This window comes from Nitrospirota bacterium, from assembly GCA_020851375.1.
Taxonomy (GTDB): domain Bacteria; phylum Nitrospirota; class 9FT-COMBO-42-15; order HDB-SIOI813; family HDB-SIOI813; genus RBG-16-43-11.
The window spans coordinates 11586-36935 of the sequence record JADZCV010000022.1 but is presented as its reverse complement, the minus strand read 5'-3'; the positions used below and the strand labels follow the sequence as shown (position 1 = coordinate 36935).

Below are 25350 nucleotides of genomic sequence, written 5' to 3'. Positions count from 1 at the left end.
TATGCAGATAAATAAATTGACATACAAGGCTCAGGAGGCTGTGGCTGAGGCACAGAAGGCTGCTGAAGGCTACGCTCATCAGCAGGTTGATACTGCCCATCTCATGCTCTCGCTGATCAGGCAAAAGGACGGGATAGTCCCGCAAATCCTTAAGAAACTTGGCGCAGACATAACCTTAATTGAAAAGGAATTGTACAGGGAACTTGAGAAGATGCCGAAGGTCTCCGGCCCTGGGAAAATTGGACAAATTTATATAACCCAGAAACTCAATGACGTATTCGGGGCAGCAGAGAAAGAGGCAGACCAGCTTCATGACGAATATGTCAGCACCGAACACATTCTGATAGCAATGATTGAAATTGATAGCCCGGTCTCCAGAATACTGAAGAATACCGGAATATCGAAAGAGAATATCCTGAAAGTGCTGGTTGAGATTCGCGGAGCTCAGACAGTTACTGACCAGAATCCGGAAGACAAGTATCAGGCGCTGACAAGATACAGCAGGGACCTAACGGAACTTGCGAGAAAAGGGAAGCTCGATCCTGTAATTGGCAGGGATGATGAGATCAGGCGAGTTATTCAGGTGCTATCGAGAAGGACCAAGAACAATCCTGTGCTGATAGGAGAACCTGGTGTCGGCAAGACGGCTATTGCAGAAGGTCTGGCACAGCGTGTAGTTGCAGGTGATGTGCCTGAAGGTCTGAAAAAGAAGCGTGTCGTGTCACTTGACATGGGGGCTCTTATTGCGGGTTCGAAATACCGCGGAGAGTTTGAAGACCGGCTCAAGGCGGTCATTAAAGAGATAGAGCAGTCAGAGGGCCAGATTATACTTTTCATTGACGAGCTTCACACCCTTGTAGGCGCCGGGGCTGCAGAGGGCGCAATAGACGCATCCAACATGCTGAAACCAGCGCTTGCCAGAGGCGAACTAAGATGTGTCGGCGCCACTACAATTGACGAATACAGAAAGCATATAGAAAAGGATGCGGCACTCGAAAGACGGTTTCAGCCTATCACAGTCACAGAACCTTCTGTGGAGGATACGATATCCATTCTCAGAGGCCTTAAAGAACGCTATGAAGTGCATCATGGAGTACGGATTAAAGACTCTGCCATTGTGGCTGCCGCCGTTCTGTCCAACAGATACATCACTGACAGGTTCCTTCCTGATAAGGCTATTGACCTTATTGATGAGTCGGCCTCACGCCTTCGCATAGAGATAGACAGTATGCCTTCAGAGCTTGATGAGATCGAACGCCGGATACGCCAGCTCGAGATAGAGCGTCAGGCTGTAAAGAAGGAGCGGGACCCGGCTTCTATCGAGCGTCTGGGGAAGATAGAAAAGGAACTGGCAGACCTGAAGGAGAGCGGCTCAACATTGCGGGCGCAGTGGCAGAGTGAGAAGGGGACAATAGGGAAGATCAGGAGCCTCAAGGAGCAGATTGAAGCCACACGCATACAGTCAGAACAGGCTGAGAGGGGCGGTGACCTTGAAAAGGCGGCTGAGTTGAGATACGGAAGGCTTCCGGAACTGCAGAAACAGCTCGAGGAGGAAAACAGGCGGCTGACTGAGTCTCACGACACTGTAAAGCTCCTGAAGGAAGAGGTGGACGAGGAAGACATAGCAGAGATAGTATCGAAGTGGACAGGGATACCTGTAGCAAAGATGCTGGAAGGAGAGGTGCAAAAGTTGCTTCAAATTGAAGATAACCTGAGGCGCCGCGTTGTGGGACAGGATGAGGCCATTTCTGCAGTTGCGAATGCAGTACGCAGGGCCCGCGCAGGCATCCAGGACCCCAACAGACCGCTCGGCTCCTTCATCTTCATGGGACCGACCGGTGTTGGAAAGACTGAACTCGCAAAGGCTCTCGCAGAGTTCCTCTTTGATAATGAGCAGGCAATGATACGCATAGACATGTCTGAATTCATGGAAAAACATACAGTGGCAAAACTGATAGGCGCACCTCCGGGCTATGTCGGCTATGAAGAAGGGGGCCATCTTACAGAGGCAGTCAGGAGAAAACCTTACTCCGTATTATTGTTTGACGAGATCGAAAAGGCACATCCTGACGTATTCAACATACTCCTTCAATTATTGGATGACGGGAGACTGACTGACAGTCATGGCCGCACAGTTGATTTCAAGAATACTGTCGTTATTATGACCTCAAACATTGGAAGCCAGTTTATCCAGGAACTGGGCGGAAGGAATGAAGAAGAGATGAGAAAAAGGGTTACAGAGGCGATGCGCTCTTATTTCAGACCCGAGTTCTTAAACAGGGTCGATGATGTCATAATATTCCACACGCTTGACATGGAGCACCTGAAAAGGATCGTTGATATTCAATTGACGCGTCTCTTAAAGCTCCTGGAAGAAAAGCAGATTCAGCTTAAGCTGACAGACGCGGCTAAGTCATCCCTTGCAGTAGAGGGATATGACCCTGTCTTTGGAGCAAGGCCGCTCAAAAGGGTGATACAGCGAAAACTCCAGAACCCGCTTGCCATGATGATCTTAGATGGCACGATAAGAGAGGGACAGACCGTGACAGTTGACGTCAAGGACGGGGAGATTATTTTCAGGTGAACCGGCATGAGCCTCAGGCTCACCAAGGTTCATGAAAACGTCATTCCCGCGTAAGCGGGAATCCAGACCGATTGCCTGATTCTGGATTCCCACTTACGTGAGAATGACAGGTACTTAGGAGTATTTTCGAGTGAACCGGCAACCGGTTATTGCAATCACGGCAAGGACAGAGGAACTGCGTGACAGGCCGCAGACCACTTTACCCAATACATACGCCAGGGTTATAGAAGACGCAGGTGGCATTCCATTAATAATCCCGATTACAGATAAGAAAGAGCATGTCGCTCGGATCGCCGGGATTGCAGACGCCTTTCTGTTCAGCGGCGGCGATGATATCCATCCCCGATACTATGGGGAAGAGCCTCTTTACGACATGGCATTATCCCCTGATAAGAGGACTCAGTTTGAGTTAGAGCTGTTTAAAGAGGTGGTGCATCTTCGAAAGCCGGCCCTCGGCATCTGTCTCGGCGCTCAGCTCATTAATATTGCGCTTGGAGGAAGCCTGTTTCAGGACATACCATCACAAATCCGGAACCCTCTAAACCACAGAGGTCAGCATAACATAACCGTTGTAGAAGGGACGATGCTTTATGATATACTCTCAGCCAGGTCGGGGACAAAATTAAATTCTGTCCCCCTGACCAACGATATCTCCATCTTCAGCACACACCACCAGTCAGTCAGGTCGTCTGGAAAGGGACTTGTAGTAAGCGCCGCTTCAACTGACGGGGTAATTGAGGCAATCGAGCTGCCTGACTACCCATTTTTGATCGGCGTCCAATGGCACCCTGAGATGGAGCCAGACAGCGCGTATACCAAAATGCTATTAAGGGCATTCATCAACTCTGCGTAAATTATTTGAGAGGGTTTTAATACCCGCCCTTTTTGCCGGCTCCGAAGTATTTGAACTCCCACTCAACCTCAAAGGCCTTGAACCACGGTCCCACACCGGTTTCTTTATCCACATGTCTCCCAAAGCCCTGTTTCAGAGGGTTGTCAATCCTGTATATCAACTTGTATTTCCCCACCCCAGGCATCTTGACATTATCACCATAGTGAGGGCCGTCGTTGGCAACCATTGGCATCATGTGACCCTCGACCTTCTCGTTGGTATCGAGTTTGATCAGCGTATAGTGGACCGTCAGGTTAGGGACCCACTCTCCGGCAGCAAAACCATTCGGATTATTCTCTTCTGCCCGGATGTCAGCCTCGAGATGTATGTCTGATTTCTCTCTGGCACGCATTGCATGTGGTCCATCCTTCGGCTCCATCTCAATGGCCTGCAGATAGACAGCCGCTATCTCCATGCCGTTCTGGGTCCTGGAAAGTCCGATAGGGGTTTCAAGCGCCATGGCCGGCAAATAGGATACAAATAAAACTGACAATGCTGCAAATATCTTTACTGCGATTTTCATTACTCATTCTCCTTTCCTCTGTTCACTGAACAAGCATAACCTGTGTTTGTCTACTGGAATGTCCCGACTATCGTGATAGTCCTGAGCAAGGCCCGGCATCCGGACGAAACGCGGGGTGCCGGGCTTTAGTCCGTGGCTGCTTCCGCCCTGCCGGCTTACTGATATGCAACATCGAGCCCCACCCCCTTTCTGTCCAGTTCTCCGGCCGTATCTTTTATAGCGCCGATCAAACGGTTCATCTCTTTCCTGAGTTCCGGAAGTGGCCGCTTCTCGGACATCCCCTTCCGCAGGTCACCAAACCCCTTTTCAAGGACGGTCACCTTTTTCAGCGACAGATACCGCCGTACGGCTATCTCCATATTGGCCTCCTCACCTTCAAAAATACCGAAGTAGGCATCCGCCACCTTCTCTACTGCCTCGTTTACCTTTCCATCCTTGTAATCCCTCATAGCGTCCTCGAGGGTCCTCTCGATCTCACCGGCCATCTTTATCCATTTACCTGAAGCAGCACCGGCGTAAACCGAATTCAGGAGAACGAAGACAAACAGAATGACAAGAGTGCGCATGTCGTTACCTCCTTTAAAAAAGCGCCTGATACCATGCATAACCCAAAAATCCAATCCCAATAATGCTGGGAACAATGGCCCGGTTTAAACCGTCCTGAAGTCTGACTGCAAGATACAGGCTCCAGATGCCGCCGGTCGCGAACAGACCTCCCTGGATCATCCGGATCGTCGCCCTGCTCAATCCAAAGGCGCCGAGGGATTGAAACAGGATCAGACCAAGCCCTATCACGAGGGATACGAGTACGAGCGGCGCGTAGAGATAACCCAACTTTGTGATGGTCGTCATTAGGGGGGCCTGTTTCCTCAGGAGCAGGGCTGAAAGGGCTGTCAGAAAAAAGAGTACTGCAGCAACCCCTGCCATGCAGAGAAACATGAAACTTGTGACAGAGATCAAGTCTATAAGCATGAACACATCCCCTGCTGCCGGATAATTTACCATCAGCCACCAGGGGCCGCTCCATCCGATCCAGTCGCCAAGCCCGGCACCCAAAAGGATTCCGCCCAGTACCTGTTTATAGTGTACGTAGAGAGGATTCACCAGCCAGTAAAAGGCGCCCAGGGCAAGGCCAGTTGCTGAAAAGAGATAGATCACCTCCCAGGAGTCCGGTTTTCTCTTTTCGATCTCTTCAATCTCTTTTCCAGGCCTCCTGATCTGAAGATGAAGGGAACCAGGCACACCGGGATTCACGCATTTGAAACACTCGATGCAGTTCGAACTCGCCACCTTCTTCGCAGTATTGATGAAGGTCGGACAGGGATAGCCTTTACTCTCTCTACCCACTCTCTCAAAGCTGACGGCGCCAAGCCTCGACAGGATGCCGAGGAGAGGCCCCAGTGGGCAGAGGGACCTGCAGAAGGTCCTCTTCCCGTTAGCGTAGATAAGACCCACAAGGGCAGCTATGATCAGAGTCCCGCCAAGTACCTCCAACGCCGCCATGGGATATTCCCTGATGCCAACGACCTGGCCGAACGTTGTGACCAGGACAAAGCTCGCTATTGGCACACCTCCCCAGCGCAGCCACTTCGGGACCGGCCTGCCAAACCCCTTCTTACTGGCATACTCAGAGAGCGCCCCATGGGGACATAGGAGACCACACCAGAGCCTCCCGAAAAAGACGACAGATAGGAGCACCAGTGGAAACCAGAGCCCCCAGATCAGAAACCCCGCAAAACGGGTAAAGTTATTTAGAACGGTCGTGTCATCAGCCGGGAGAGGCAGCAGCGCGGGAACTATGAGAAGCAGGGCGAGGGCTATAAACATCCCTGTGTGGAAATAAACAAACCTCCGCCTGTTTCGCACGAAAAATGCTTCGATAATTCCGACAATATCCTTTCGGGGTTTGCCTTTCTTAATATCCGGTTTCTTTATTTGGAGATTTTCCCCTGTGACCTTAAGGACATCCTTCATGATCCTATCCCCCTTTTGAAATCTTTTGATACGCCCCTTCTCTCCGGGTCAGGCCTTAAAACAAAGGTGTATAGGAGCGCCGCCCCCAGTGCTATCACGAGAATTGACTGAAGCGCTATTCCCTCCCAACTTGGAAAGATTCCCAGCGGGCTGATCGTCGGGAACCCCTTAATATGAGTCGCGGAGATCCATTCCGCTGCCTGCAATTCGAAGACACCCTTCCCGGCAAAGGAGAAGGCGAGATAATAGAGAAGTGCAGAGGTGACGGCAAAGAACGGAGCAACAGGGATCCGGACACTCCCGTATTTGATCAAAAAGAAGATCGCTATGAGAGGCAGAATGCCTGCAGCAAGCCCAAGTGTCACCGCACCGCTTGCGGCGGTTGAAGAATATAAGGCCTGATAGAAGAGGATCGTCTCTGCCCCTTCACGGTAGACAGCAAGAAAGGCCGCGAAGCCGAGGGCGATAACATTCCCCCGGCTGATAGAGCCGCTCACCTTCGATTGGATATAGCGTTGCCACCTGGCCGCCTCCATCTTGCTGATGAGCCAGTAGCTCACATAAAAGAGTATCGCCGTCGCAAAGAGCATCGTCACCCCTTCCATCGCCTCCTTGCCGGCCCCGCTGATTTTGATTACCGTCTGCAGCAGGACGGCCGTCAAGAGACTGGCAACCAGCGCCGCTGCCCCTCCAAGATAGACCGTCCGGATATTGTCCTTCTGACCTGTCTTTGCAAGATAGGCAGTCAGGGCCGAAATCACGAGGATAGCCTCGAATCCTTCTCTCAGAATGATGACAAAGGAGTTGATGAAACTAACATAATGGGATTCATTCTGCCTCCCCTCGGCTCCACCACGTTCAGGAAGCCGCACTGCATCCTCCCTCAGGGCACTGATCAATGAATCCATCTCTCCCACAACCACCGGCAGAGGAGCCCTCACGCTGATCGTCTTTCGAATGCCTCCAAACATCGTTTCGAGCTTATAGACCCTCTCCCCGGAAATGTAGATATTGATGGCCGTCTCCATCCCCTCCCCTTCAAAGGCCGTAAAATAGGCATCTGACACGAAGCGCTTCGCCTCATCGCTCCTGCCGTGGGCATACGCCTCCTTTCCGTCCTTCAATAGTTCCTCGATCTCATCGACCACTACATTCCAACTCTTTTCTGCAGCATGGGCAGGCAGGAAAATAAGGAATATAAACAATACAATCGCAGGAGCAAAAACCTTCATATGCATCTTCTTAAATATCTTAAACATCCATTACCTCAGCCTCATATTTTACTTCTTATTGATGTTGACACTGATTCTCATTATCAGTTCAGCAATAATCCCCTATTTGATTTTTTTTGTCAAGCATTATTTTTCAGATTATTTTTTAGGTAGCTGTCGGAATTGACCCGGGATACTCTATAGACACTTACATGATAACTTATTTTGCTTTTTTAAGCGCTTCCCCGAGCTTTCTTATCTCTTCACCGTAAAGCGCCCAGTCACCGCGGCGCTGCGCCTCGATGGCGCGGTTGTAGTGATCTCTGGCCTGGCGGAATAAAACCTCACCTGTTTCCGGTGTTGTTGTAGCAAGAGCCCTGGAAACTTCCCTGTCCTGGACTACCCTTCCGCCAAATACTCCTGACAGGGCCGCCTCAAGGGTCTCTTCCATGGCAATGCGGTTTTCATACGCAACAATAACACGTTTTAGCTCGGGAATCTTACCACCCGCGGCACGCAGATAGATCGGCTGTATATAAATAAGAGCCTCCTCAATAGGTATTACCAGAAGATTGCCCCTGATAACTTCAGATCCTCTCTGATCCCATAGAGAAATCTGACGGGCGATGTCTGCGTCCTGATTTATGCGGTTGGTAATCTGCATCGGCCCATAAACAAGTTTCTGTTTGGGAAAGCGATACACTACCAGTTGTCCATAATATTCCCCGTCATTTCGCGCCACCATCCAGGCAGATAGATTGTCCTTGCCGCGGGGGGTAAATGGTATCATTAAAATGAACTCTTCCTGTCTCTCTCCAGGGAGTTTCATAATCATATGCCGCATCATTGAATCAGTCTGTTTCCCGCTGGCAATAACCGGAATCTGCCACTGGTCTTCCTTGTTGTAGAAAATCTGTGCCTCATCCATGTGATACACCGTGTACAGTGCTGTCTGATAGACAAATAAATCTTCCGGATACCGTATATGAGTCCTCAGTTCTTCATCCATCTCATTAAGCGGAACAAACGAACCTTTAAAAATACCGGCATATGTCTTAATAACCGGATCTTCATTATCTGCAATATAAAATGTCATCTTGCCGTCATAGGCATCAATCACCACCTTCACCGAATTTCTTATGTAATTGAGGCGGCGACCAGATACAGAACCAAATGCATCATTGACCATTTCCGCATATGGATAGCGGTTGGAGGTAGTATATGCGTCATATATCCATTTAAGCTCCCCATTTTTTGTAACCACCATATAAGGGTCGTGGTCCATACTCAGGAAGGGAAGGACACGTCTGACCCTTTCCTGAATAGTGCGGTAATACATTATCCTTGAGTCCGGTGTTATATCATTGGACAGTAATATCTTCATAGAGCCGAACCGTAATGCAAACAGGGCCTTTCTGAATACTGATCCGATTCTGACTCCCCCGCTTCCTTGATAGTCAGCAAAGACATTTTCCTCACCTGAAGGATAGTCAAATTCTTTTGTCCTGGTATTGACAACTACCCAGTTGCCGGCAAGTTCTCCATAGTATATCTCCGGACGGCTTACTGTTAGCGAGGCTATGCCGGACGATGGGGGAAGGTCTTTTAAAAACAGCACCGGCAGGCCCTCTGGTGTAACCTCATTGACCGGACTTAAGGTGAGACCGAATCCATGCGTAAACGTCAGGTGCTCATTGATAAAGGTGCGCTGAGGAAGACTTACAGGATTAAGCTCTCTGGGAGAAAGCAGTACCTGACGGTAGTCGCCGTTAAAACGGTAGCGGTCATTATCAATTGATATAAAGTCATAGTATGTGCGTATCTCCTGCAACTGGCCAAAAGTGTCGAGCAGGGGTTCCCGATCCCATAACCGGACATTCTTTATTGTAGAGCGATTGTTATTGATGTCTGCCATGGTAAGGACAGATTCGCCGGTAAGATTGCGCTCTTCTATCTTATCCAATGCATAGGCCTTTTGTGTGGCATCAATATTGTGTTTAATAAAAGGAGTTTCCTTGATGAGCTCATTAGGCGCAATAACAAATTTCTGCAGGAGGGCCGGATAGACCCACCCGCCCAGAATAGAGGTAAGGGCATACAGGGCAATGGCAAGGACAATCAGTTGGTTGCCGGATTTATAGATGTTTATTATTACCAGGACAGCAGCGACAAGCGAAACAAAAATAAGTAACTTCAGGAATGGCAGCATGGCGTGAATGTCAGTAAACCTGGCGCCTGTAAATGGTCCTGCCGAGCTGTATAATAAATCGGGGATCCTGACGGAATAAATCTTAAAGGCCGTTAAGACGAAGAACATGGCTATGAGGATCGAAAGGTGAACCTTTGCCGGTTTGTCCAGGAAGAGGGACCTCATAATTCCGGCAGCCGGCCCAGGGTAGTTAAACGCAATGGCGCCACGCAGAACATAGCTTGCAGCTGCACCGAGCAGAGATACAATAATAAGCCAGAAACCCAAACCTGCCAATGCCTGAATAAGCGGCAGGTTAAAGAAGTAAAAAGCAATGTCCCGGCCAAATATGGGGTCCTTCACGCCAAATGGCGTTGCGTTAAAATACTTAAGTGCTGTATCCCAATTGCCGGCCCCGGCCAGACCCGTGAAAAATCCGAATAAAAGCGAGACCGGCATGGCGAATGCGTTAATATACCTCGTCAGATCCAGCGTTCGCATCATGTCAGTCTGCGTCCCGACACCTTCCGGAAGCCGGACGATCAATGGCCTCGACACGACGAGTCGCTGAGCCAGCCAGAAATTGAGGTAGATGATTACAAAACTGAGAATTCCAACTCCCAATCCAAGAAAAATCTTCGTAATAAGAATGGTACTGAAGATATTGGTATAGCCTATTTCCTGAAACCAATACCAGTCAATAAGCAGACCCAGTAAGTTGGGTACTATAAAAACAACCAGAAGTACTACAAAGTAGAGGAGGTATGTAATGAGTTTTTTAGGTAACATATCAGTGAGCGCATGAGGGCGATTGATTATCCCGGAGGCAAGTATACATAACACTGGTGAATAAGTCTACTTATTAAACAAGACAAAGCAACGATGCATGTATACTTGTATATAAATAAGTTGGATATGGCAGTGTCACAGATGTCGCAATCCCTGCTATGTGAGGTCTGCATTCTTATAGAAGGTAGAAGGTAAGAAGGTAGAAGGTAAGAAGTCGCAATCCCTTCTATCTGAGGTCTGCATTCTTATTAATCCTTGTCGCAAAGGGTATTACAGAGTAAGTCGCAATCCCTTCTATCTGAGGTCTGCATTCTTATTGCAAAGCTACAGAGGACATTGTCCGGTATGCAGTCGCAATCCCTTCTATCTGAGGTCTGCATTCTTATACCTGGACGGCGTAATGAAGGCCACAGGCGCCGTCGCAATCCCTTCTATCTGAGGTCTGCATTCTTATCAAGCACAAGCGTGACATATGCGCCTATATCAGCGTCGCAATCCCTTCTATCTGAGGTCTGCATTCTTATAGTTTTGGGATGGCTTTCATATAGAAAGAGAAACGGTCGCAATCCCTTCTATCTGAGGTCTGCATTCTTATGGGTTGTATTTCAGGGGATGCTGAAATTATAATCGTCGCAATCCCTTCTATCTGAGGTCTGCATTCTTATATTCAATCCAACAAAGGAGGAATAAAGTATGGTAGGTCGCAATCCCTTCTATCTGAGGTCTGCATTCTTATAATACGAGTGAGAAAGGAAGTATAATGAATAAGAAAAGTCGCAATCCCTTCTATCTGAGGTCTGCATTCTTATTCCCACTTAGAAGCACATGCTAAGGCATTGGATAGTCGCAATCCCTTCTATCTGAGGTCTGCATTCTTATATGATTCTGAAAATGGATATAATATAGCACGTGTGGTCGCAATCCCTTCTATCTGAGGTCTGCATTCTTATAAGAGCTCAGAGGAAGGAAAAAGCATTTGAACAGTCGCAATCCCTTCTATCTGAGGTCTGCATTCTTATGACTATATGCAAGGGCTTCCATACACCCTGGGAGTGTCGCAATCCCTTCTATCTGAGGTCTGCATTCTTATGATTATTGAACAAGCACTTCATAATGAGGGATAATGTCGCAATCCCTTCTATCTGAGGTCTGCATTCTTATAGGGTAGTGTGCCAGAATACATTATCAATGGCACGTCGCAATCCCTTCTATCTGAGGTCTGCATTCTTATGGGATGGTGGAACAGGAGTTGGTCCTTTGGCTCCGGGGTCGCAATCCCTTCTATCTGAGGTCTGCATTCTTATTTGATACCCACAACGTAATATGTTATTATATAGGTCGCAATCCCTTCTATCTGAGGTCTGCATTCTTATCATGAGAGGCATAAAACTTCAGCGCCCTCCCCCCACTCCGTCGCAATCCCTTCTATCTGAGGTCTGCATTCTTATGAAGAAGTGGAATTGGTGAAGGATAAGACAGAGAGTCGCAATCCCTTCTATCTGAGGTCTGCATTCTTATAGAAGAGCGGGTTTGGGTTTGCTGGGGGGGATGGTGTCGCAATCCCTTCTATCTGAGGTCTGCATTCTTATCCTATAGTATCTGATTCCTGTAGAGGTGTGTTGTGTCGCAATCCCTTCTATCTGAGGTCTGCATTCTTATGATGTGGCCTACTTGGACCTGGCTCCATTCCCCAGTCGCAATCCCTTCTATCTGAGGTCTGCATTCTTATGGAGGAGGGCCAGGTGTAGGGGGCTCTTCGTGGGGGTCGCAATCCCTTCTATCTGAGGTCTGCATTCTTATAGCCCCATTGCAAAATATCCCTTATTATCAAATTATTGCAAGGTTGCATATACAGAATTTCGCGACTTTGTCTACAAACCAGTATTAAGTTGTCAAAGAGCCTATTGAATCTCATATTTGCCGAGTCCAAAGCTTGTTCCCTTTCCAACATGTAACATCTCACCTGCCTTTAGAATAGCATAAAATGGTTTTAAATTCCCCCGGTAAGTCACTTCCCCTGTAACACCACCCATCTTCATCCTTACATCCTGTCTTGACGAATACCTCTCCCAGTCCTGCCACCGCAGGGATTCCTTCTCAATGGTAACCTGTTCCGCCTCTTTTATTAAGCCCCTGTAGTCCCATGAAGGTTCCGCTCCTCCACAGTGGAAATAATACATCAGGCCAAGCCTTCTCAGAAGGTTTCTGATCAGCACATGAAATTCAAGCTCCGTGGTAAGACTTCTCTGATGTTTAATCCTCGCCGGCGTTAAAAATCGCAGGGTAATCCTGTCTTCAGCAACACCTGAACTACTTTCGGCATCATGACAAGACTCAAACTCCTCAGGAATAAGCAGCTCTCTTGATCCGGTATTTCTGAAAACTTTACTATCAATGGAATACACCTGCTCAACACCGTCCTCTACACCCTGCAATTTATACTTACCTCTACCCTTACCAATGCCAATGCACCCGAGTTCTTCGAATGTGCATATAAAATACGGCAGATAGTCTATACCCCTCCCTGTCAGTATCAGGTTAAATTGAAGGTTCTCACCACTCTTGAAGTTGCAGCGGCTGTCCAGGGGTGGTTCAATTATAAAGGGGTGTGGCACCGCCTCATACTTATTCATACCCATCATCTCTGCACCATCCGGAGGCAATGTCTCGAACACATAGACATAGACGCACCTTGTCTTCAGAAGACATTCCGAGCAGTCATTTTTCTTCAGTGCACAGACAATCCTCCTGAATGCACTTCCAAAGGCCCCCCTGAAGGTTGCCCCCTTATAGGGTGGCAGGGTGAGTGGTTCAGATGCCTCAATGGTAAAGGTATATTTCTGGTATCTGATAATCATTGCAGGAATATACTGACTCCTTCCGGTATCCTGTCGCCAAGCCCCATCACCACGACTTTCATCTCACCCGGCAGCGGATAAATCCGTACATCATCTTCCCGTGGATTGATAATCCCGTTTAATTTGCCCTTCAATTCTACAAGATTCTGCCATGTTAATCTACAGTAAAAAACAGAGTACTGGATATGAATACCCCTTTGTTTCATCAATCTGAAGACACGCGAGAGGCGTCTCTCATTTGTAATGTCATAGCATACCAGATAGTTTGCTGTCATGTTTGGATTCCCTTACTCAACCCCCACACCCACCATCAATTCCCTCATGAGACGGAATATGTCATCAATAATATTCCCGATCTTTTCATGGAGCGCTTTCCTCCTGTTCTCAAAACGGTGTATTATATCCTTCATCCCTTCCTGTGAGACAATCCAGCCATTATTCCCCTTCTGCATCAGGTTATTATCCATGTTTCGCCTGAAAAACTGTACCGCGTGTAGGTCTATCTCAGGCCCAATGATGTGGCAGATGTCAAGGGCAAGACCGAAGTTGTGCCTTCTGTATAGAATTCCCATATGCGGATCAAGGTCGCTTTTCATGAGGCCCCCGATTATGATCTCCTTAAAAAGGTTGCCAATTAACCCGCAGACAACCACCCATTGCTCCTCACTCCTCGGCCTTAATTTCTTTATGAAGTCTCCGTAATCAGCCTCCCTGAATCCCTTTGACACAAAATCTGCGGCCACAACAGGAGACAGCCTTTTCACAGTGCTTAAATGAAACCCTCTCCGCCTCGAATATATCCATGCCCTGACCCTGTTTTCATTCGCCTCAGTATCAAGCAATACCCTCTGCTCCTCATAATGACGGGGCAGGTTGTGATTATATGGGATTGTTACAGCAACCTCTTTGCCTTTCCTGTTCATGAATGTTACGGGTATGTCATTTTCAGTGAACAGGGTAATCACACCAGCATCCATCCTGAGGTTGCCAATTACGACGACACGTCCGACCAAACGCACCGGGATGCGCCTGCCGGCCTTTCCATCTTCTTTAATCCAGACAGAAGGGCCGTCTCTTGTCACCTCTAATCCCTTATTCTCATTTAAATACAGTGTCCGGTCCATAGAATGTATCCTCTCCATCCATAATCCTGCGTGCAAGGGCCTGAACTTCTTCGACATATTTAGGCCTCATCTCCTGCGCCCACTCCTCATACAAAGGATAAAAACGACTCCTGCTGTTTTTCTTTAGATAACATCCCGGTCTCTCATCTTCATGCGAAAAATCCCTTGCGGCAAATATCCTCTCCCTGAATATCTTCCAGACAAACGCATCAACAGAAGGTCTGTACGCCTCCACAAGATCACATGCAAGCGACTCCCTGCCATATTCAAACTGATGATAAAACCCTATAGTCGGGTCAAGCCCGATGACCTCGATCTCCCGCACCATTTCATAGTGGAGAAGGGTATAGCAGAGGGACAGGATTGCATTGACAGGATCCTCCGGCGGACGCCTTGTCCTTTTGGTAAAATTGAGGGAGTCAGGGAATAGTTTGGTGAAGGCAGAAAAATATGCTGCTGATGCCCCGCCTTCATAACCTCTGAGCGAATCGAGATTGTTGCCTGCCGCATTAACACTCCCCAGCACCTTCTCCAGGGTATCCAACGCTGTTTTCAGCGCTAATCTCAAGTCATCACGCTCCTTAAGTGCCTCCTTAAAAAAACCAGACTGGGCCAGTATTTTCCTGCGAACAATGTCAGAGGATAATTCAAGATTAAAAGTAGAATCACCCGACTTCTCATACTGCCTTACCCTCAGAATGCCATTATTGTGCAGCCTGCCGTGCATCATCCCGCAGAACCTCGCCCTTTTCCCTGACAGGAAGATCACGCTTACCCCCTCATCAGAGAACCTGTGCAGCACCGGTGTATCAATCGTCATACTGCCGATAACCACAACCCTTTTCAGCGGCTTAACCGGCACAATGCCTTCCCTTTCTCCGTTTGAGTAGAAGGCAAGGGCATTGCCGTCAAGCTTTATGTGAGAGCCTTTTCTGTCAATATACAGAGTACCCATCAGATTATCCTATGTAGAAATATGCCGGATCCCTTGGCTGAACTGCTATTCCCAGCGCATGAGTCCTGCTGCGACCTTCCATTGTAAAGACATGAACCCTGTCCTCTTCCCTTCTTATAATGCCTTCAATCTTTCTAACCACATAGCGAAGCTCGCCATCCGTCAGGAAACACTCATACACAGACTTCTGCCCGCCAGTGCTGTATCCTTTTAGGAAATACCGCACATTGTTAAGACGCCTGCTATCGGTAATGTCATAGGCAATAAGATAGAGAGTCCTGTTCATGTAAACAGGATAATTGGAATGAAGGGGTGTGTCAGCAAAAGAAATGTTTCAGAAATGTTTCTGTTTACATTTAAATAGTACCTTCGACGATGGAAAGGGAAATGTCATTGAGGTACTGCTTAATAGCTTCAATGGATACAGGGTCTATCCACTTTATTTCCGTACCTAAGATGGCATAGTTAAATTCAGCAAATATCTTTGCAATTAAGAGCGGTGAGATACCCGCTGCCTTACTCTCAGCATCGCACAATGCCTTTTTCAGGCTTAAACCATCTTTCAGCAGGTAGAACACATCAACTATATCCTTGGGCAGAGCCCGGTCAACGACAGCGGTAATCTTATTGGCAAGTATATTTTCCTTTGAATCTATAATGCCGAGCAGAGGATGTTCAACCTTACCGCCAATATGGGACGGCACATCATTTATCAACTCCACCTTTAAGCTTTCTCTGCCGACAAAAATCCTGTAATAGCTTACATCTTTAACCGCAATCGTAACGTCAGTAAATATGCCTCTTAATTTCTCAATCTGTCTTTCTGCAATCCTGTGGAAATCATCATGATCATTAACGAAATAATCCAGATCATCAGAATATCTGTGGTTATAGTAACCTCTCGAAAGGGCTGTTCCACCAGTCAGGTAAAATGGAGAGTCTTTAAATGCAGGAATCACCTTATCCTGTAAAGGATAAAGTATTTTATCGTAGTATTCTGCAGGCAAAATCCATCCCTTCTATTATTGACTTGCTCCGCACAAATTTCCTCGCACCATCCCATAGCTTACATATCTCTCGTGGTTTTATAATCCTGACAATGTCAAACCAGTTAATGTATTCAAGCATTCTTGCAACACAAAAACCCCTCTCAGGCCATTCTCGCGAACTTTTCCCTTCTACTATTTCAAGAAACTCCTCCGGCGTAAGTTTTAAATCCCATAGTGCCTGGGAAAGTATCCGTTTCTCTTCTTTACTTAATATTCTCATATCCTGATGTTCCATATGATTTAATATGATATAGGAAGGGAGTTATAAAATCAAAAGCTGAGAATCCGCTTCAGGATTTCTTCCTGCTCCTGAGGGGAAAACTCATGTCCATAGAATCGCAGGAATATCTCTTTTCGGATATCCTGACTGTCGGCATTTGGCATATTTAATCTTATTGCTGTCTCAACCTGTTAACGGGCCGAATCGAACATGGAAAACCCCATCATCAACCTTTCCTGGCCGCTCTTTTTCATTATCATCTGAATAAATCTCAACTCAATATCCGGTGCTGTATCATTCATATATATAATATATAATAGTCTCTTTACAATCAAGAAGGCGAGTGGTCGAATATGGTAACATCCCCCGTCACCGGAGAGCGATATACCAGCTTCCGTGCCTTGCCGTGAAGGGCATGGGCTATTTTGAGATAGAGCCAGACCGGAGCCGGGCCGGTGAGGACTACGTCGTTCCCCTCGCCTGCCAGTTCCTGAGCTTTATTGACATAGGCATGAATGGAGGAGAGTTTGGCGGTGCCGGTCCCAGAATAAAATGAACTCAGTTCAATGATTATTAGTTCAGCCACAATGTATATTATCTCACGCTATTATAACTTCAACTTTGATTTAATTATTTCACCAAACTTTATTACATCAGCAGGAGGAATCACCTCTGTGTTGAATTGCTCTCTGCCCTTGCCTGAACAAACTGCCTCAATTTTCCATCCTTCGAGTATATATTCAATATTGGAGGTCTCTAAAAAACTGCATAACTCTCTCAGATATTGCAGGAGTGGATTATCATTCACTTATAATCATCCTTCGCACGTGAAAGCTCTTTGCGCAGAAGTTCCCTGATTTCATCTTCACTGCATTCAGGATTTCGCTGCTTTAGAACAGCCCGCTTTAACTCAATGGACAGCATTGTCACATCAGCCCATGCCCTTATTCTTGTTTCCGCCTCTGCATCAGAAATTGGTTTCATGGAAGATTCTTTATCTGAATTGTCAATTAATCTCCAACTTAATCGCCAACTCAGACAAGGACATATCTGATGCTGCTTTCAAATACCCTTTTTGCATGACGTATCAATAATTACTTTTTCTGTCATAGGTACGGCCATTTTCTATCATCACCCTTCAGAGCGCCTTTTAATAGCTACATGACTTTCACAATCTGTTCCTCTTCCATTAACACAGAAAGCGCCATGTCAACAGCCTTCTGCTCTGTGTCAACACCAAAGTATCTCATAGCAAAATCAATCTTATTCTGATCCAGTTTCAGGTGTTTATATTTCACAACTCTCCTCTTTTCAACCCTTCCCTTATCGCCCTGGCCTTCTTCGGCATCGCCTTGTAAAAAAACTCCAGCTGGGCGGTAATAAAATAGTGGTTTATAGAACACATCAGCAATATCTTGCGGCCTGTTTGAGTTATCTTTCATCTCAATTAACGTCTGTATAGGGATAGCAGTAGTGGTTATCATGGGCATAGCACACCCACAAGCTATTACCTTATCCACTCTTTTATTTTGTCTGCTAAATTCTTAAGGCCAACTCCATGGCAGTATTTAAGTCCATTGGCTTCAAGACGGGAAATCTGAGCGTTGGTCAGTTTTCTGTAAGAGACAAGCATCCCCTTACCATATAATCCGCCGGTAGCTTCTTTAAGACTGTCCAATTTATATATTAGATCGGTATTACTACCTTCCTTCTCTTTACCCTCAAAGTGTTTGGTCTTACATTCAATAAGATATAATTGATTATTACAGGTAAATACTACATCGTAGTTATTTGTTGTCGGTTCATGTCCCTTTCTGTCCCATTTGACATCTACTTCCATATGGACATCTGTCACAGAAAGGTTCAATACGGTATCGAAGACAAACTCTGAAAGCCAGTCTCCGGAGGCAAACATGGTATCCACTTCGGTTGGAAATATCAATTTCCCATCAGCAAGTTGTACAATACCACCAGTCTCAAATAAATCAGTCAGTTTTCCAAAGGCTTTCCAGGACGTGTGTCCGCTTTCTATATCAATATGGAAAGGATATCTTTTTGTATTCCTGGCAGGGACAGCATAAACTGTGTTCCATACGCTTATGACAGGTTCAAAAATGGCTATATCTTTTATCAGCCTTTGCATCATTGGCCTGTGCTTCTTAACAATATCAAGAAATGTATTTTCTCCCACAATGTCCTGCCCATAAACTGCAAGATAGGGCTTAACTTTAATAACCCCTTTGAATTTTAACTCCTTTTGTGCAGGAGATAGAGTTTGTATATTCCTGTTCTGGGTATCCACATATATGATTGGTCTTTTCATTTCCCTGAAGACTTCAAAAGCCGCTAATGCCATAATCTTTGTACCACCAGTTACATTGAGTGTAACTTCATCCTTATCTATCTCGGCGAGGATGTTAAGGCATGTCTCACGTGCAGATTCAAGATCATAAGGTTCTATCGGGCATCTGACCACTTTAATTCCCCAGGTTTTTATAACCTGTTCTATTCTTTGTGCCTGAGCTTTAACGTCCTTGCTTTCAAGCAAAATCACCTTCTCAGGGCTCAACTCATCCATCCTGAGAGGGATAAGATTTGGTATGGGCTGAGCTGATACAAGGCAAACGTGTATTTTCATAGACTGGTTATTAATTAGTTATTCCTGACTCTTTTTCTTTTTCCTTCAGAAACGATATTATTTTATCGTTTTTCTTCATCGTATCAGGGAGTTGTAGTCTTATCTGTCCTAATAATTCTTTCCTGTCTAAACCTTCTATCTTCCATGCATCATCAAATACCTTTTGAAGAATGTGCTTATCGCCTGGTTGACGACACTGTTTAACCCTTTCCAATAAGGCATCCATTGGAGAGGCTTTGGTTACCTTTGCTATACCTGGCTGAGACTGTGTTTGCAATGTGACGTCTATCTTAAAATAACCGTAACCTACATTTGTCTTACCACCAGCCCCGAGATCGGTCAGACCGCCGGTGAGCCATTGTTTTGCTTTTTCTGAAAGGGCTTTATCCCTTGAAAATACGGCAAATAAAAAGGGCTGCTCAGATGCAACAGTTAGAAATGTTACAGGTACAGGGTTCAGATAATCTGCCGGGGGTTTTCCTCCCCGATAATATTCGCCATAGTGCGGGTTCATAATATCAAGATCAAGTTTTGGAAAGGTTGCTGGTAATCCGTCCATGAAGAATACTTTTCCCTGTATGTTGTTGACAGCAGGAGCGTCTTTCTTTTCAGAACCAAACACTTCCCTCAATTCATCGGCTGACGGCTTAGACTCAACTCCTATTTCAGCATATCCCCTTGCCAGTCCCTTCAGTCCGCTGCCGGGCAAATATGGAAAGCCGTATAACGGGTGTAGTGTCATTCCTGTTTCAATCACACTTGTGCCGCCAAGGCCAATGATAAGACGGCTGTCGGTTTTTGCTGTGAAGAATTCAACATGCCAGCCGGAATCTTTTAAGTTATTAATCATCATCTGCTGGCGCTTTAACACATTTTCAATATATTCCTTCGAAAATTTAATATCCGACACAGACTGACGGAATTTCTTAGAATCCTCCTCCGTCATCTGCCAACCGTTTTGCCATGAGTTAACATACTTATTGAACAACAAACCGAGATTGCTTGTCTTGAAAAGAACATTATTATCTTTAAACACTGACCGTGTATCCCCAGGTAGTGGAAGCTTCATTCTGCTGCCTCCTTTGTATCAGGCGTTAAGGCTGTTGCAAATCTCTTAATCCATGAGAGAAAAGCTAATGTCTCTTCTGTAACCATTCTATAAATCTGAGATTTTTCATTAATCACTTTTTCAATCAAATCATTACCAATTTCATTATTTGGCGTCCACGAGATGTTATCATCAAGCCATTCGTTAATATGTCGATAAAGGAGAGTGTATTCATTTTTGCCGTTGGATTTTGAGATGAAAAAAGCAAGTGTCTGCCCCAGCCCATTTGTAAGTATCATAACCGGTGCGCTTTTGGCTAATGATGAATATTTATCTATTATGCCGACAGAAACTGAATTCGCCAATTCCCATGCCTTCTTTGCCCTTTCTTGTTCTTTTGACTTTATCATAGCTATTACCTCCCATTCAGGAAATTGACATTCACGATGCCCTTGCCGATTGTAGCATCTCCACCAAATTGCAGGCGTTTGCTTTTTATTTCGCTTACAAATTTCATTACATCCGTCGAGTCCTGAAGGTCAGTCGGCCTTTTTGCATTATCACAAGCAGGATCATGCGCCATTACCACAGAGTAAAGCAGTGAATCACACGGCAATGCCTCTTCATAAAATAATGCGCCTTTGTCCACGGTCTTTGTATCATTGTTAATCCTTATCCTTGCCTGAACCTCAGTTGAAAGTTTTACAAAGTCCCCGAATGCATCTTCCGGCAGTATTATTAAATCTGTCTTTACCTTTTGACGCCAGAAGTTATACTCATCTCCTTGCGGGATGGCATTGGATGCAATCCATTCAGCTATTGCTTTAACACCTTCATCCAGCTGAAAATCAAAGGTGTATTCCTCAAGCACCACTTTGTTGTCCCCTGTCTTAACCTTGCTCTCCGAAACACCCAATATCTTGTCAGACTCTGCCGGAACTTTCCACCCAACACTTTCCCCTGCCATTTCTAAATCTCTCCTGAGCCTGCTTAATGCAAAGACAGATGTAGTATAGGCAAAGACACTGTTCAGGGAACGGACAGGAAATAACAGAAGACGTCCGTCAGTAAAGGTAGCAGCTCCTGCATGTGCCTCACTGTCCCCTCTGCCGAAGTCCGGGCCAAAGGTATATTTGATTTTGGAGTCCCTTTCGCCATACTTATTATCAAACCATTCCCTAACCACACCCTTTATTCCTGATGCCTGGCAGACAGGGTAATCCGTATATTTCTCCCGTTGTATCGGCAGGTCAATGACGCCGAGACTTGTACCGCTTCCACAATGGAGCGACGTTTCCGTATAAATAAACATCACCTTTGCCTCTTTAAACATAGTCAAAACCTCCTATCAATGTTATCCCAAATCCTTCCTTTGCCCGTTCATCGCTTATTGATTTAAGCCACATCTTTTCGAAGAGAGCATCAACACTGCCATTAACAAATTCAAAATAATACACGCTGCCGGCTGGTGCGGCCTTCTTCATCACCTTTGACCTATTGTTAGCAAAATCATAACCACCGATGCCTATTGGTTTTCCAACACATGCGGTGACCAACTTCACAATGGCACCTTCAATCTGACCTTGCCTGGTATCACCATTTATCCAGCCAGGCAACCAGCCTTTATTAAATATGGCGGGAGTAGTTAACACCAGCTTGAAACGTTTGGTGTCGGCAATCTTCTTCCTTATGCGGTCTGTAGAAAGCTCATCCCATGATGTTACTAAATATCGGGCTGAACGGTTGTCGCCCCCAAGCCGAAGAATACCGTTAGACGGAATCAGAGATGCATTCCCAAAGTCAATCGCAAAACCAACATCCTCATTCAACCTGAAATACTCAACACTGTAAAGCCGTCCTGTTTCAACACTTCGTGTCATTCTGCTTTTTTGGATACCTGTTCGTTCTTCATTCTTAAATAACTCATCCTGATTTATACATTTGAAGGGCGGTTCCCCAAACAGATATTTACTCATATCTTCTGACGACAAATATCCTGAAACAGCTTCCCTCGGGGTCTCTACAGGAAGCCACATATTATTCAATCCATACGGCATATCTGTCAACGTTTTACTCCCTGATAAGTCCTTAGGCATTAACAGGTTCAATTTACTTTCCTCCCTGCCCTTCTCCTTCACAACATCTTTTGGCATGGGGAAGAACTGTTTAATGCCACTGGCGTTTCTTTTCGCTAGCGTAAACTGACATATATAAAGTATACCTAATTCATTTGGTGTTCCTATTTCAGTCCGCACATTCTCCGGGATTTGTTCCGGCTCAGACTTAAACCTGTTAAACTCAGGCCAGTTATGGCTCAGGATATGGGAGCGGAATGCCCCATAGAACGTGGCCGGCGATGGGGGGAATACTCCACGAGCAAAATGGTCATCTCCACCCGCAAACGGCCTTCCATCCCTGAACATGAGGACATCATTCGGCTCTATGAATAACTTCACCTGTTCCCCTCCCGTCCGAGAAATGCAGCTACAGAAAGAAATACGCTAACCTTCTCCAGGCTAAGCCCTGATTCGTGAAACTTTATGATTCGTACAACCATTTTCTCCATTGTCTCTTTATTGAAGCCTTTGTTTTTTTTAATCCGCTGTCTGTCGGCTATACGAAGGAGTTCATGCCTAACAGCCCCACGAGGCAAATCTTTCCCTTCCAATCCCGTCGTCTCTGTTCTAAAGGTGTAGACCATCTTTGGTGACATGTGATCATTATAAAAAGCATCCGCCCATTCCCTGAGGAGAGGAATTGGCTCAAAAATCCCCTCTTTTTCGGAATCATAATACCACTTTGCACTGACAGATTCTGTGCCGCCTGAGCGTTTGGCAAGGGAGATACAAAAAGCGTTTTTGTCTTTCAAGTTCTTAGCTTCCTTTTCACAACGTCTTACATCATCAAGCACTTTTGCAAGGTTGGAATTATGATGAGCAATTACAACCCCCATGCTTGCCGTTGCCTTTGTCCCCATTGAGAGTCTGAAGCCGTTAATTTTATTTTTATTATTCTCAATGTTAAGCGGCACACCCTCCCCATCAACAGGAATAAATCCCCGCCCTTCTTTAAAATCAATATCAACCTTGCTGGTTTCTTCATTCACGATCAAACTCCCTGAAAAACAGGCCCGCAACTTTCTCATTACCTCTGGTAAATCCTTGAGATTCACAAACGCCAGAACATCATCTCCGCCGGCATAGACCAGTTTACCGAGATGATCTTTTTCTACAATCTCCCTTGCAACATGAAGGGAGAAGTCTCTCAGTGCCTTGCTGGTGGCAAGGTGAAGGGAGGGGTTGAGAGGCCGTTTCATCGTAAGAAGAGTATCCCACTCTTTGGGTTCAAGGCCGTCTCTGACAATGGGATGCATAATTTCCCCAATCGTTGGGGCATTCTCTCCTGACAGCCACTTGCCCATGTTGTCGCCGTCCATGAGAAACACTGCATAATATTTTGATGGTTGATCAATATCAATTTTCTTTGCCGCCTGAAGGAGTTTTTTTAGCGCTGCTTGAGCTGCATTGCACAGTTCTTCTGAGTAATTAGGGATATCATCTTTAAGCGACTCTCTGAAAGAATCTTCGTAGAGCCAATCGCCCTCTATAGACGCAAACTTATGAGCGATATCTTTATTTTCCAACGCAACTGTTCCAGGATTATTGCACATGCGTCGCACCATCGGAAGTGGTTCGCCGTTCATACGTTCCTTCTTACCTTCAAATAAGGTGTTTAAAATGAAAATAAATTCGTTTGCTCTTGTATTGATTTCCGGATGAGAAATATTTTTTATAACCTTTTCTTTAAATGAAGCTGTTGCTACCATGCTGACGGATGGGAATGAGTTGGAGATATCAAGTCCCATCTGCTCTCTGAAAAAAGACGATGCCGCAAGCCGTTTCGTTACACAAATACCGCATAACCTCTCAGTTCGCCTGATCTGCGGGAAAGCTGGCATCACGTTTTCCCGCCAGAACCCTGTTAACGCCCCGAATTCTTCCCTGCAAGTCTGATTGTTAAACATCCCGGGATGCACAGGCTCCCTTAAGCCACACAACGTGCATTTGTGATTCGGCTCGTCCTGTTGTTTAAAATCCCTGATGGCTTTTCTGCTGCCAAGCGTTTTTTCAGTAAGCCTGTAAATCTGAGCATACACAGTGCCTATATTGGGCTTAAAACCCCTCTCGTAAGCCCTGAGCAGGTTATCAAACGGCCATTCACTTGAGGTTCCCATCAACCGTTTATATTCAGCGATAAAGCCATCAATATCTTCTACTTCATCAATGACAGTCGCAGACCAGTAGGTCTCTATAAAATCATCCGTCTGTCTCTGCCATATTTCATCCCATTCAGCCGATGGGTGTATGCCGCATTTCTCTGACATCTTTTCTTTTACCGCACGACACGCAGAAGCAAAGGTCTCCTGTACATGTTTCTTTGCCTTCTCAGCAATATCCTTCACTGACTCTGCCGGAATGACCGCCAGGAAACGATTCGGAAGAGTGGGGGAAGACAGCAGTTCATTTCCCAGTGCATCAATTTCAAGGCCTTTTTCAATAAGCCACTTATCAACAAATGGCTGTCTGTGGAGATCAGGGAATATAAGGCAGTCTGGGCCAAATTCCTCTGCGACCACCTTCATCGCGCTCCAGGAAAGATACGACAGAAGATAACTGCCGGCCCACAGGTCTTGAGTCTTTCGTGCGGTCGCAATGAACTCCTGAACAGGCCCAATAGCAAATAAGAGGAATGCAGGTTTAGGCAATGCCCCGGCAATTGCTGATGTGACGCGTTTATGCTCCCATATAGAATGATCAGGGATCCTCGTATCTGCCGGAAGAAGCTCCCAGAGTTGACCTAAATTTGATTGACCATCTTCAATCAACATATCAACGAGGCTTCTCCACAGGGATAAATAAATCTTCTCTGAGTCCCCCCTGTATTTATCAGCAAGCTCTCCCACTGCCCTGTCCACATCATCAGTTATGTGATCTATGTTTATTTGCGCCAGACTGCCAAGATTAAACCCTTTTCCTGACAGGGAGTGAATTATCTCAGGGTTCCTGAGAAAATCAGATATAAATCGCTCATCTCTCGGCAGATTGATACGGTCGGCAGCTGAGGCAATATGATCGGCAGTTTTAATATCTTCGGGAATCGCGGCCGCATCGCCTATAAGCTCTCTCATTATCTCTTTAGCCCTGCCTTCATGGCCTATTCTACCGAGAATTATGGGCTTCTCAGGAGGGTCATGAAGAAGTGCCTGGATTTTTCTGATCAGAAGAACATTGTTCATT

24 protein-coding genes and 1 CRISPR repeat array are annotated in these 25350 nt (G+C 46.1%); of the genes, 2 read left to right on the top strand and 22 right to left on the bottom strand.

Features of this window, described 5'->3' with window-relative positions; genetic code table 11:
- The first annotated feature begins 1 nt into the window (after position 1).
- Both clpB and IT393_04565 read left to right on the top strand, forming a co-directional pair.
- The gene (gene clpB, locus IT393_04570) at positions 2–2584 is read left to right on the top strand and encodes an ATP-dependent chaperone ClpB (protein MCC7201924.1); all 2583 of its coding nucleotides are present in this window, start codon (positions 2–4) and stop codon (positions 2582–2584) included.
- Between the two features lie 130 nt (positions 2585–2714).
- Positions 2715–3437 carry a gamma-glutamyl-gamma-aminobutyrate hydrolase family protein gene (locus tag IT393_04565; GenBank protein MCC7201923.1) on the top strand — a complete coding sequence of 241 codons (723 nt, stop codon included), beginning with the start codon at positions 2715–2717 and terminating at the stop codon, positions 3435–3437.
- Between the two features lie 16 nt (positions 3438–3453).
- On the opposite strand, the gene IT393_04560 is transcribed toward IT393_04565, so the two are convergent.
- From IT393_04560 to cas10, 22 genes are all read right to left on the bottom strand, one after another.
- Positions 3454–3999, bottom strand: coding sequence for an iron transporter (locus tag IT393_04560; protein ID MCC7201922.1), 546 nt, complete (start codon positions 3997–3999; stop codon positions 3454–3456).
- 155 nt (positions 4000–4154) lie between these two features.
- Positions 4155–4565 carry a hypothetical protein gene (locus IT393_04555; protein ID MCC7201921.1) on the bottom strand — a complete coding sequence of 137 codons (411 nt, stop codon included), beginning with the start codon at positions 4563–4565 and terminating at the stop codon, positions 4155–4157.
- A gap of 13 nt (positions 4566–4578) precedes the next feature.
- Complete coding sequence (locus tag IT393_04550) at positions 4579–5973, bottom strand: 4Fe-4S binding protein (GenBank protein MCC7201920.1); 1395 nt, start codon at positions 5971–5973, stop codon at positions 4579–4581.
- Complete coding sequence (locus IT393_04545; GenBank protein MCC7201919.1) at positions 5970–7232, bottom strand: FTR1 family iron permease; 1263 nt, start codon at positions 7230–7232, stop codon at positions 5970–5972. Before IT393_04545 ends, IT393_04550 begins: the two co-directional genes overlap by 4 nt.
- Before the next feature lie 172 nt (positions 7233–7404).
- The gene (locus IT393_04540; protein ID MCC7201918.1) at positions 7405–10161 is read right to left on the bottom strand and encodes a UPF0182 family protein; all 2757 of its coding nucleotides are present in this window, start codon (positions 10159–10161) and stop codon (positions 7405–7407) included.
- 143 nt (positions 10162–10304) lie between these two features.
- Positions 10305–11961: direct repeats of the CRISPR family, unit length 36 nt; unit sequence GTCGCAATCCCTTCTATCTGAGGTCTGCATTCTTAT.
- A 101-nt stretch (positions 11962–12062) separates the two neighbouring features.
- The gene (gene cas6 / locus IT393_04535) at positions 12063–13019 is read right to left on the bottom strand and encodes a CRISPR system precrRNA processing endoribonuclease RAMP protein Cas6 (protein MCC7201917.1); all 957 of its coding nucleotides are present in this window, start codon (positions 13017–13019) and stop codon (positions 12063–12065) included.
- On the bottom strand, positions 13016–13294 hold the full coding sequence (cas2, locus tag IT393_04530; protein MCC7201916.1) for a CRISPR-associated endonuclease Cas2: 279 nt from the start codon (positions 13292–13294) through the stop codon (positions 13016–13018). The genes cas6 and cas2 (IT393_04530) overlap by 4 nt, the downstream gene beginning before the upstream one ends.
- 12 nt (positions 13295–13306) lie before the next feature.
- Positions 13307–14143 carry a CRISPR-associated endonuclease Cas1 gene (locus IT393_04525; GenBank protein MCC7201915.1) on the bottom strand — a complete coding sequence of 279 codons (837 nt, stop codon included), beginning with the start codon at positions 14141–14143 and terminating at the stop codon, positions 13307–13309.
- On the bottom strand, positions 14118–15098 hold the full coding sequence (gene cas1, locus IT393_04520) for a CRISPR-associated endonuclease Cas1 (protein MCC7201914.1): 981 nt from the start codon (positions 15096–15098) through the stop codon (positions 14118–14120). The genes IT393_04525 and cas1 overlap by 26 nt, the downstream gene beginning before the upstream one ends.
- Positions 15099–15102: 4 nt before the next feature.
- Positions 15103–15384 (bottom strand): CRISPR-associated endonuclease Cas2, encoded by a 282-nt coding sequence (gene cas2, locus IT393_04515; protein MCC7201913.1) that lies wholly within the window; start codon positions 15382–15384, stop codon positions 15103–15105.
- Positions 15385–15454: 70 nt separating this feature from the next.
- Complete coding sequence (locus IT393_04510; GenBank protein MCC7201912.1) at positions 15455–16105, bottom strand: nucleotidyl transferase AbiEii/AbiGii toxin family protein; 651 nt, start codon at positions 16103–16105, stop codon at positions 15455–15457.
- Positions 16083–16367, bottom strand: a complete 285-nt coding sequence (locus tag IT393_04505; GenBank protein MCC7201911.1) for a hypothetical protein — start codon at positions 16365–16367, stop codon at positions 16083–16085. Before IT393_04505 ends, IT393_04510 begins: the two co-directional genes overlap by 23 nt.
- A gap of 331 nt (positions 16368–16698) precedes the next feature.
- Positions 16699–16962 carry a hypothetical protein gene (locus tag IT393_04500; protein ID MCC7201910.1) on the bottom strand — a complete coding sequence of 88 codons (264 nt, stop codon included), beginning with the start codon at positions 16960–16962 and terminating at the stop codon, positions 16699–16701.
- A 12-nt stretch (positions 16963–16974) separates the two neighbouring features.
- Positions 16975–17175 carry a hypothetical protein gene (locus tag IT393_04495; GenBank protein MCC7201909.1) on the bottom strand — a complete coding sequence of 67 codons (201 nt, stop codon included), beginning with the start codon at positions 17173–17175 and terminating at the stop codon, positions 16975–16977.
- Positions 17172–17351 (bottom strand): hypothetical protein, encoded by a 180-nt coding sequence (locus IT393_04490; GenBank protein ID MCC7201908.1) that lies wholly within the window; start codon positions 17349–17351, stop codon positions 17172–17174. The genes IT393_04495 and IT393_04490 overlap by 4 nt, the downstream gene beginning before the upstream one ends.
- Before the next feature lie 173 nt (positions 17352–17524).
- Positions 17525–17887: a hypothetical protein gene (locus IT393_04485; protein ID MCC7201907.1), complete on the bottom strand. Its 363-nt coding sequence runs from the start codon at positions 17885–17887 to the stop codon at positions 17525–17527.
- Positions 17875–19005 (bottom strand): DUF1887 family protein, encoded by a 1131-nt coding sequence (locus IT393_04480; protein MCC7201906.1) that lies wholly within the window; start codon positions 19003–19005, stop codon positions 17875–17877. The genes IT393_04485 and IT393_04480 overlap by 13 nt, the downstream gene beginning before the upstream one ends.
- Positions 19006–19015: 10 nt before the next feature.
- A complete protein-coding gene (gene cmr6 / locus IT393_04475) occupies positions 19016–20074 on the bottom strand; it encodes a type III-B CRISPR module RAMP protein Cmr6 (GenBank protein MCC7201905.1) in 1059 nt (352 codons plus the stop codon).
- Entirely contained in the window at positions 20071–20463 is a 393-nt protein-coding gene (cmr5, locus tag IT393_04470; GenBank protein ID MCC7201904.1) for a type III-B CRISPR module-associated protein Cmr5, read from the bottom strand. The genes cmr6 and cmr5 overlap by 4 nt, the downstream gene beginning before the upstream one ends.
- Positions 20464–20468: 5 nt before the next feature.
- The gene (gene cmr4 / locus IT393_04465; protein ID MCC7201903.1) at positions 20469–21386 is read right to left on the bottom strand and encodes a type III-B CRISPR module RAMP protein Cmr4; all 918 of its coding nucleotides are present in this window, start codon (positions 21384–21386) and stop codon (positions 20469–20471) included.
- Positions 21379–22509 (bottom strand): type III-B CRISPR module-associated protein Cmr3, encoded by a 1131-nt coding sequence (cmr3, locus tag IT393_04460; GenBank protein MCC7201902.1) that lies wholly within the window; start codon positions 22507–22509, stop codon positions 21379–21381. The genes cmr4 and cmr3 overlap by 8 nt, the downstream gene beginning before the upstream one ends.
- Positions 22506–25349 (bottom strand): type III-B CRISPR-associated protein Cas10/Cmr2, encoded by a 2844-nt coding sequence (cas10, locus tag IT393_04455; protein ID MCC7201901.1) that lies wholly within the window; start codon positions 25347–25349, stop codon positions 22506–22508. Before cas10 ends, cmr3 begins: the two co-directional genes overlap by 4 nt.
- Position 25350 lies beyond the last annotated feature (1 nt).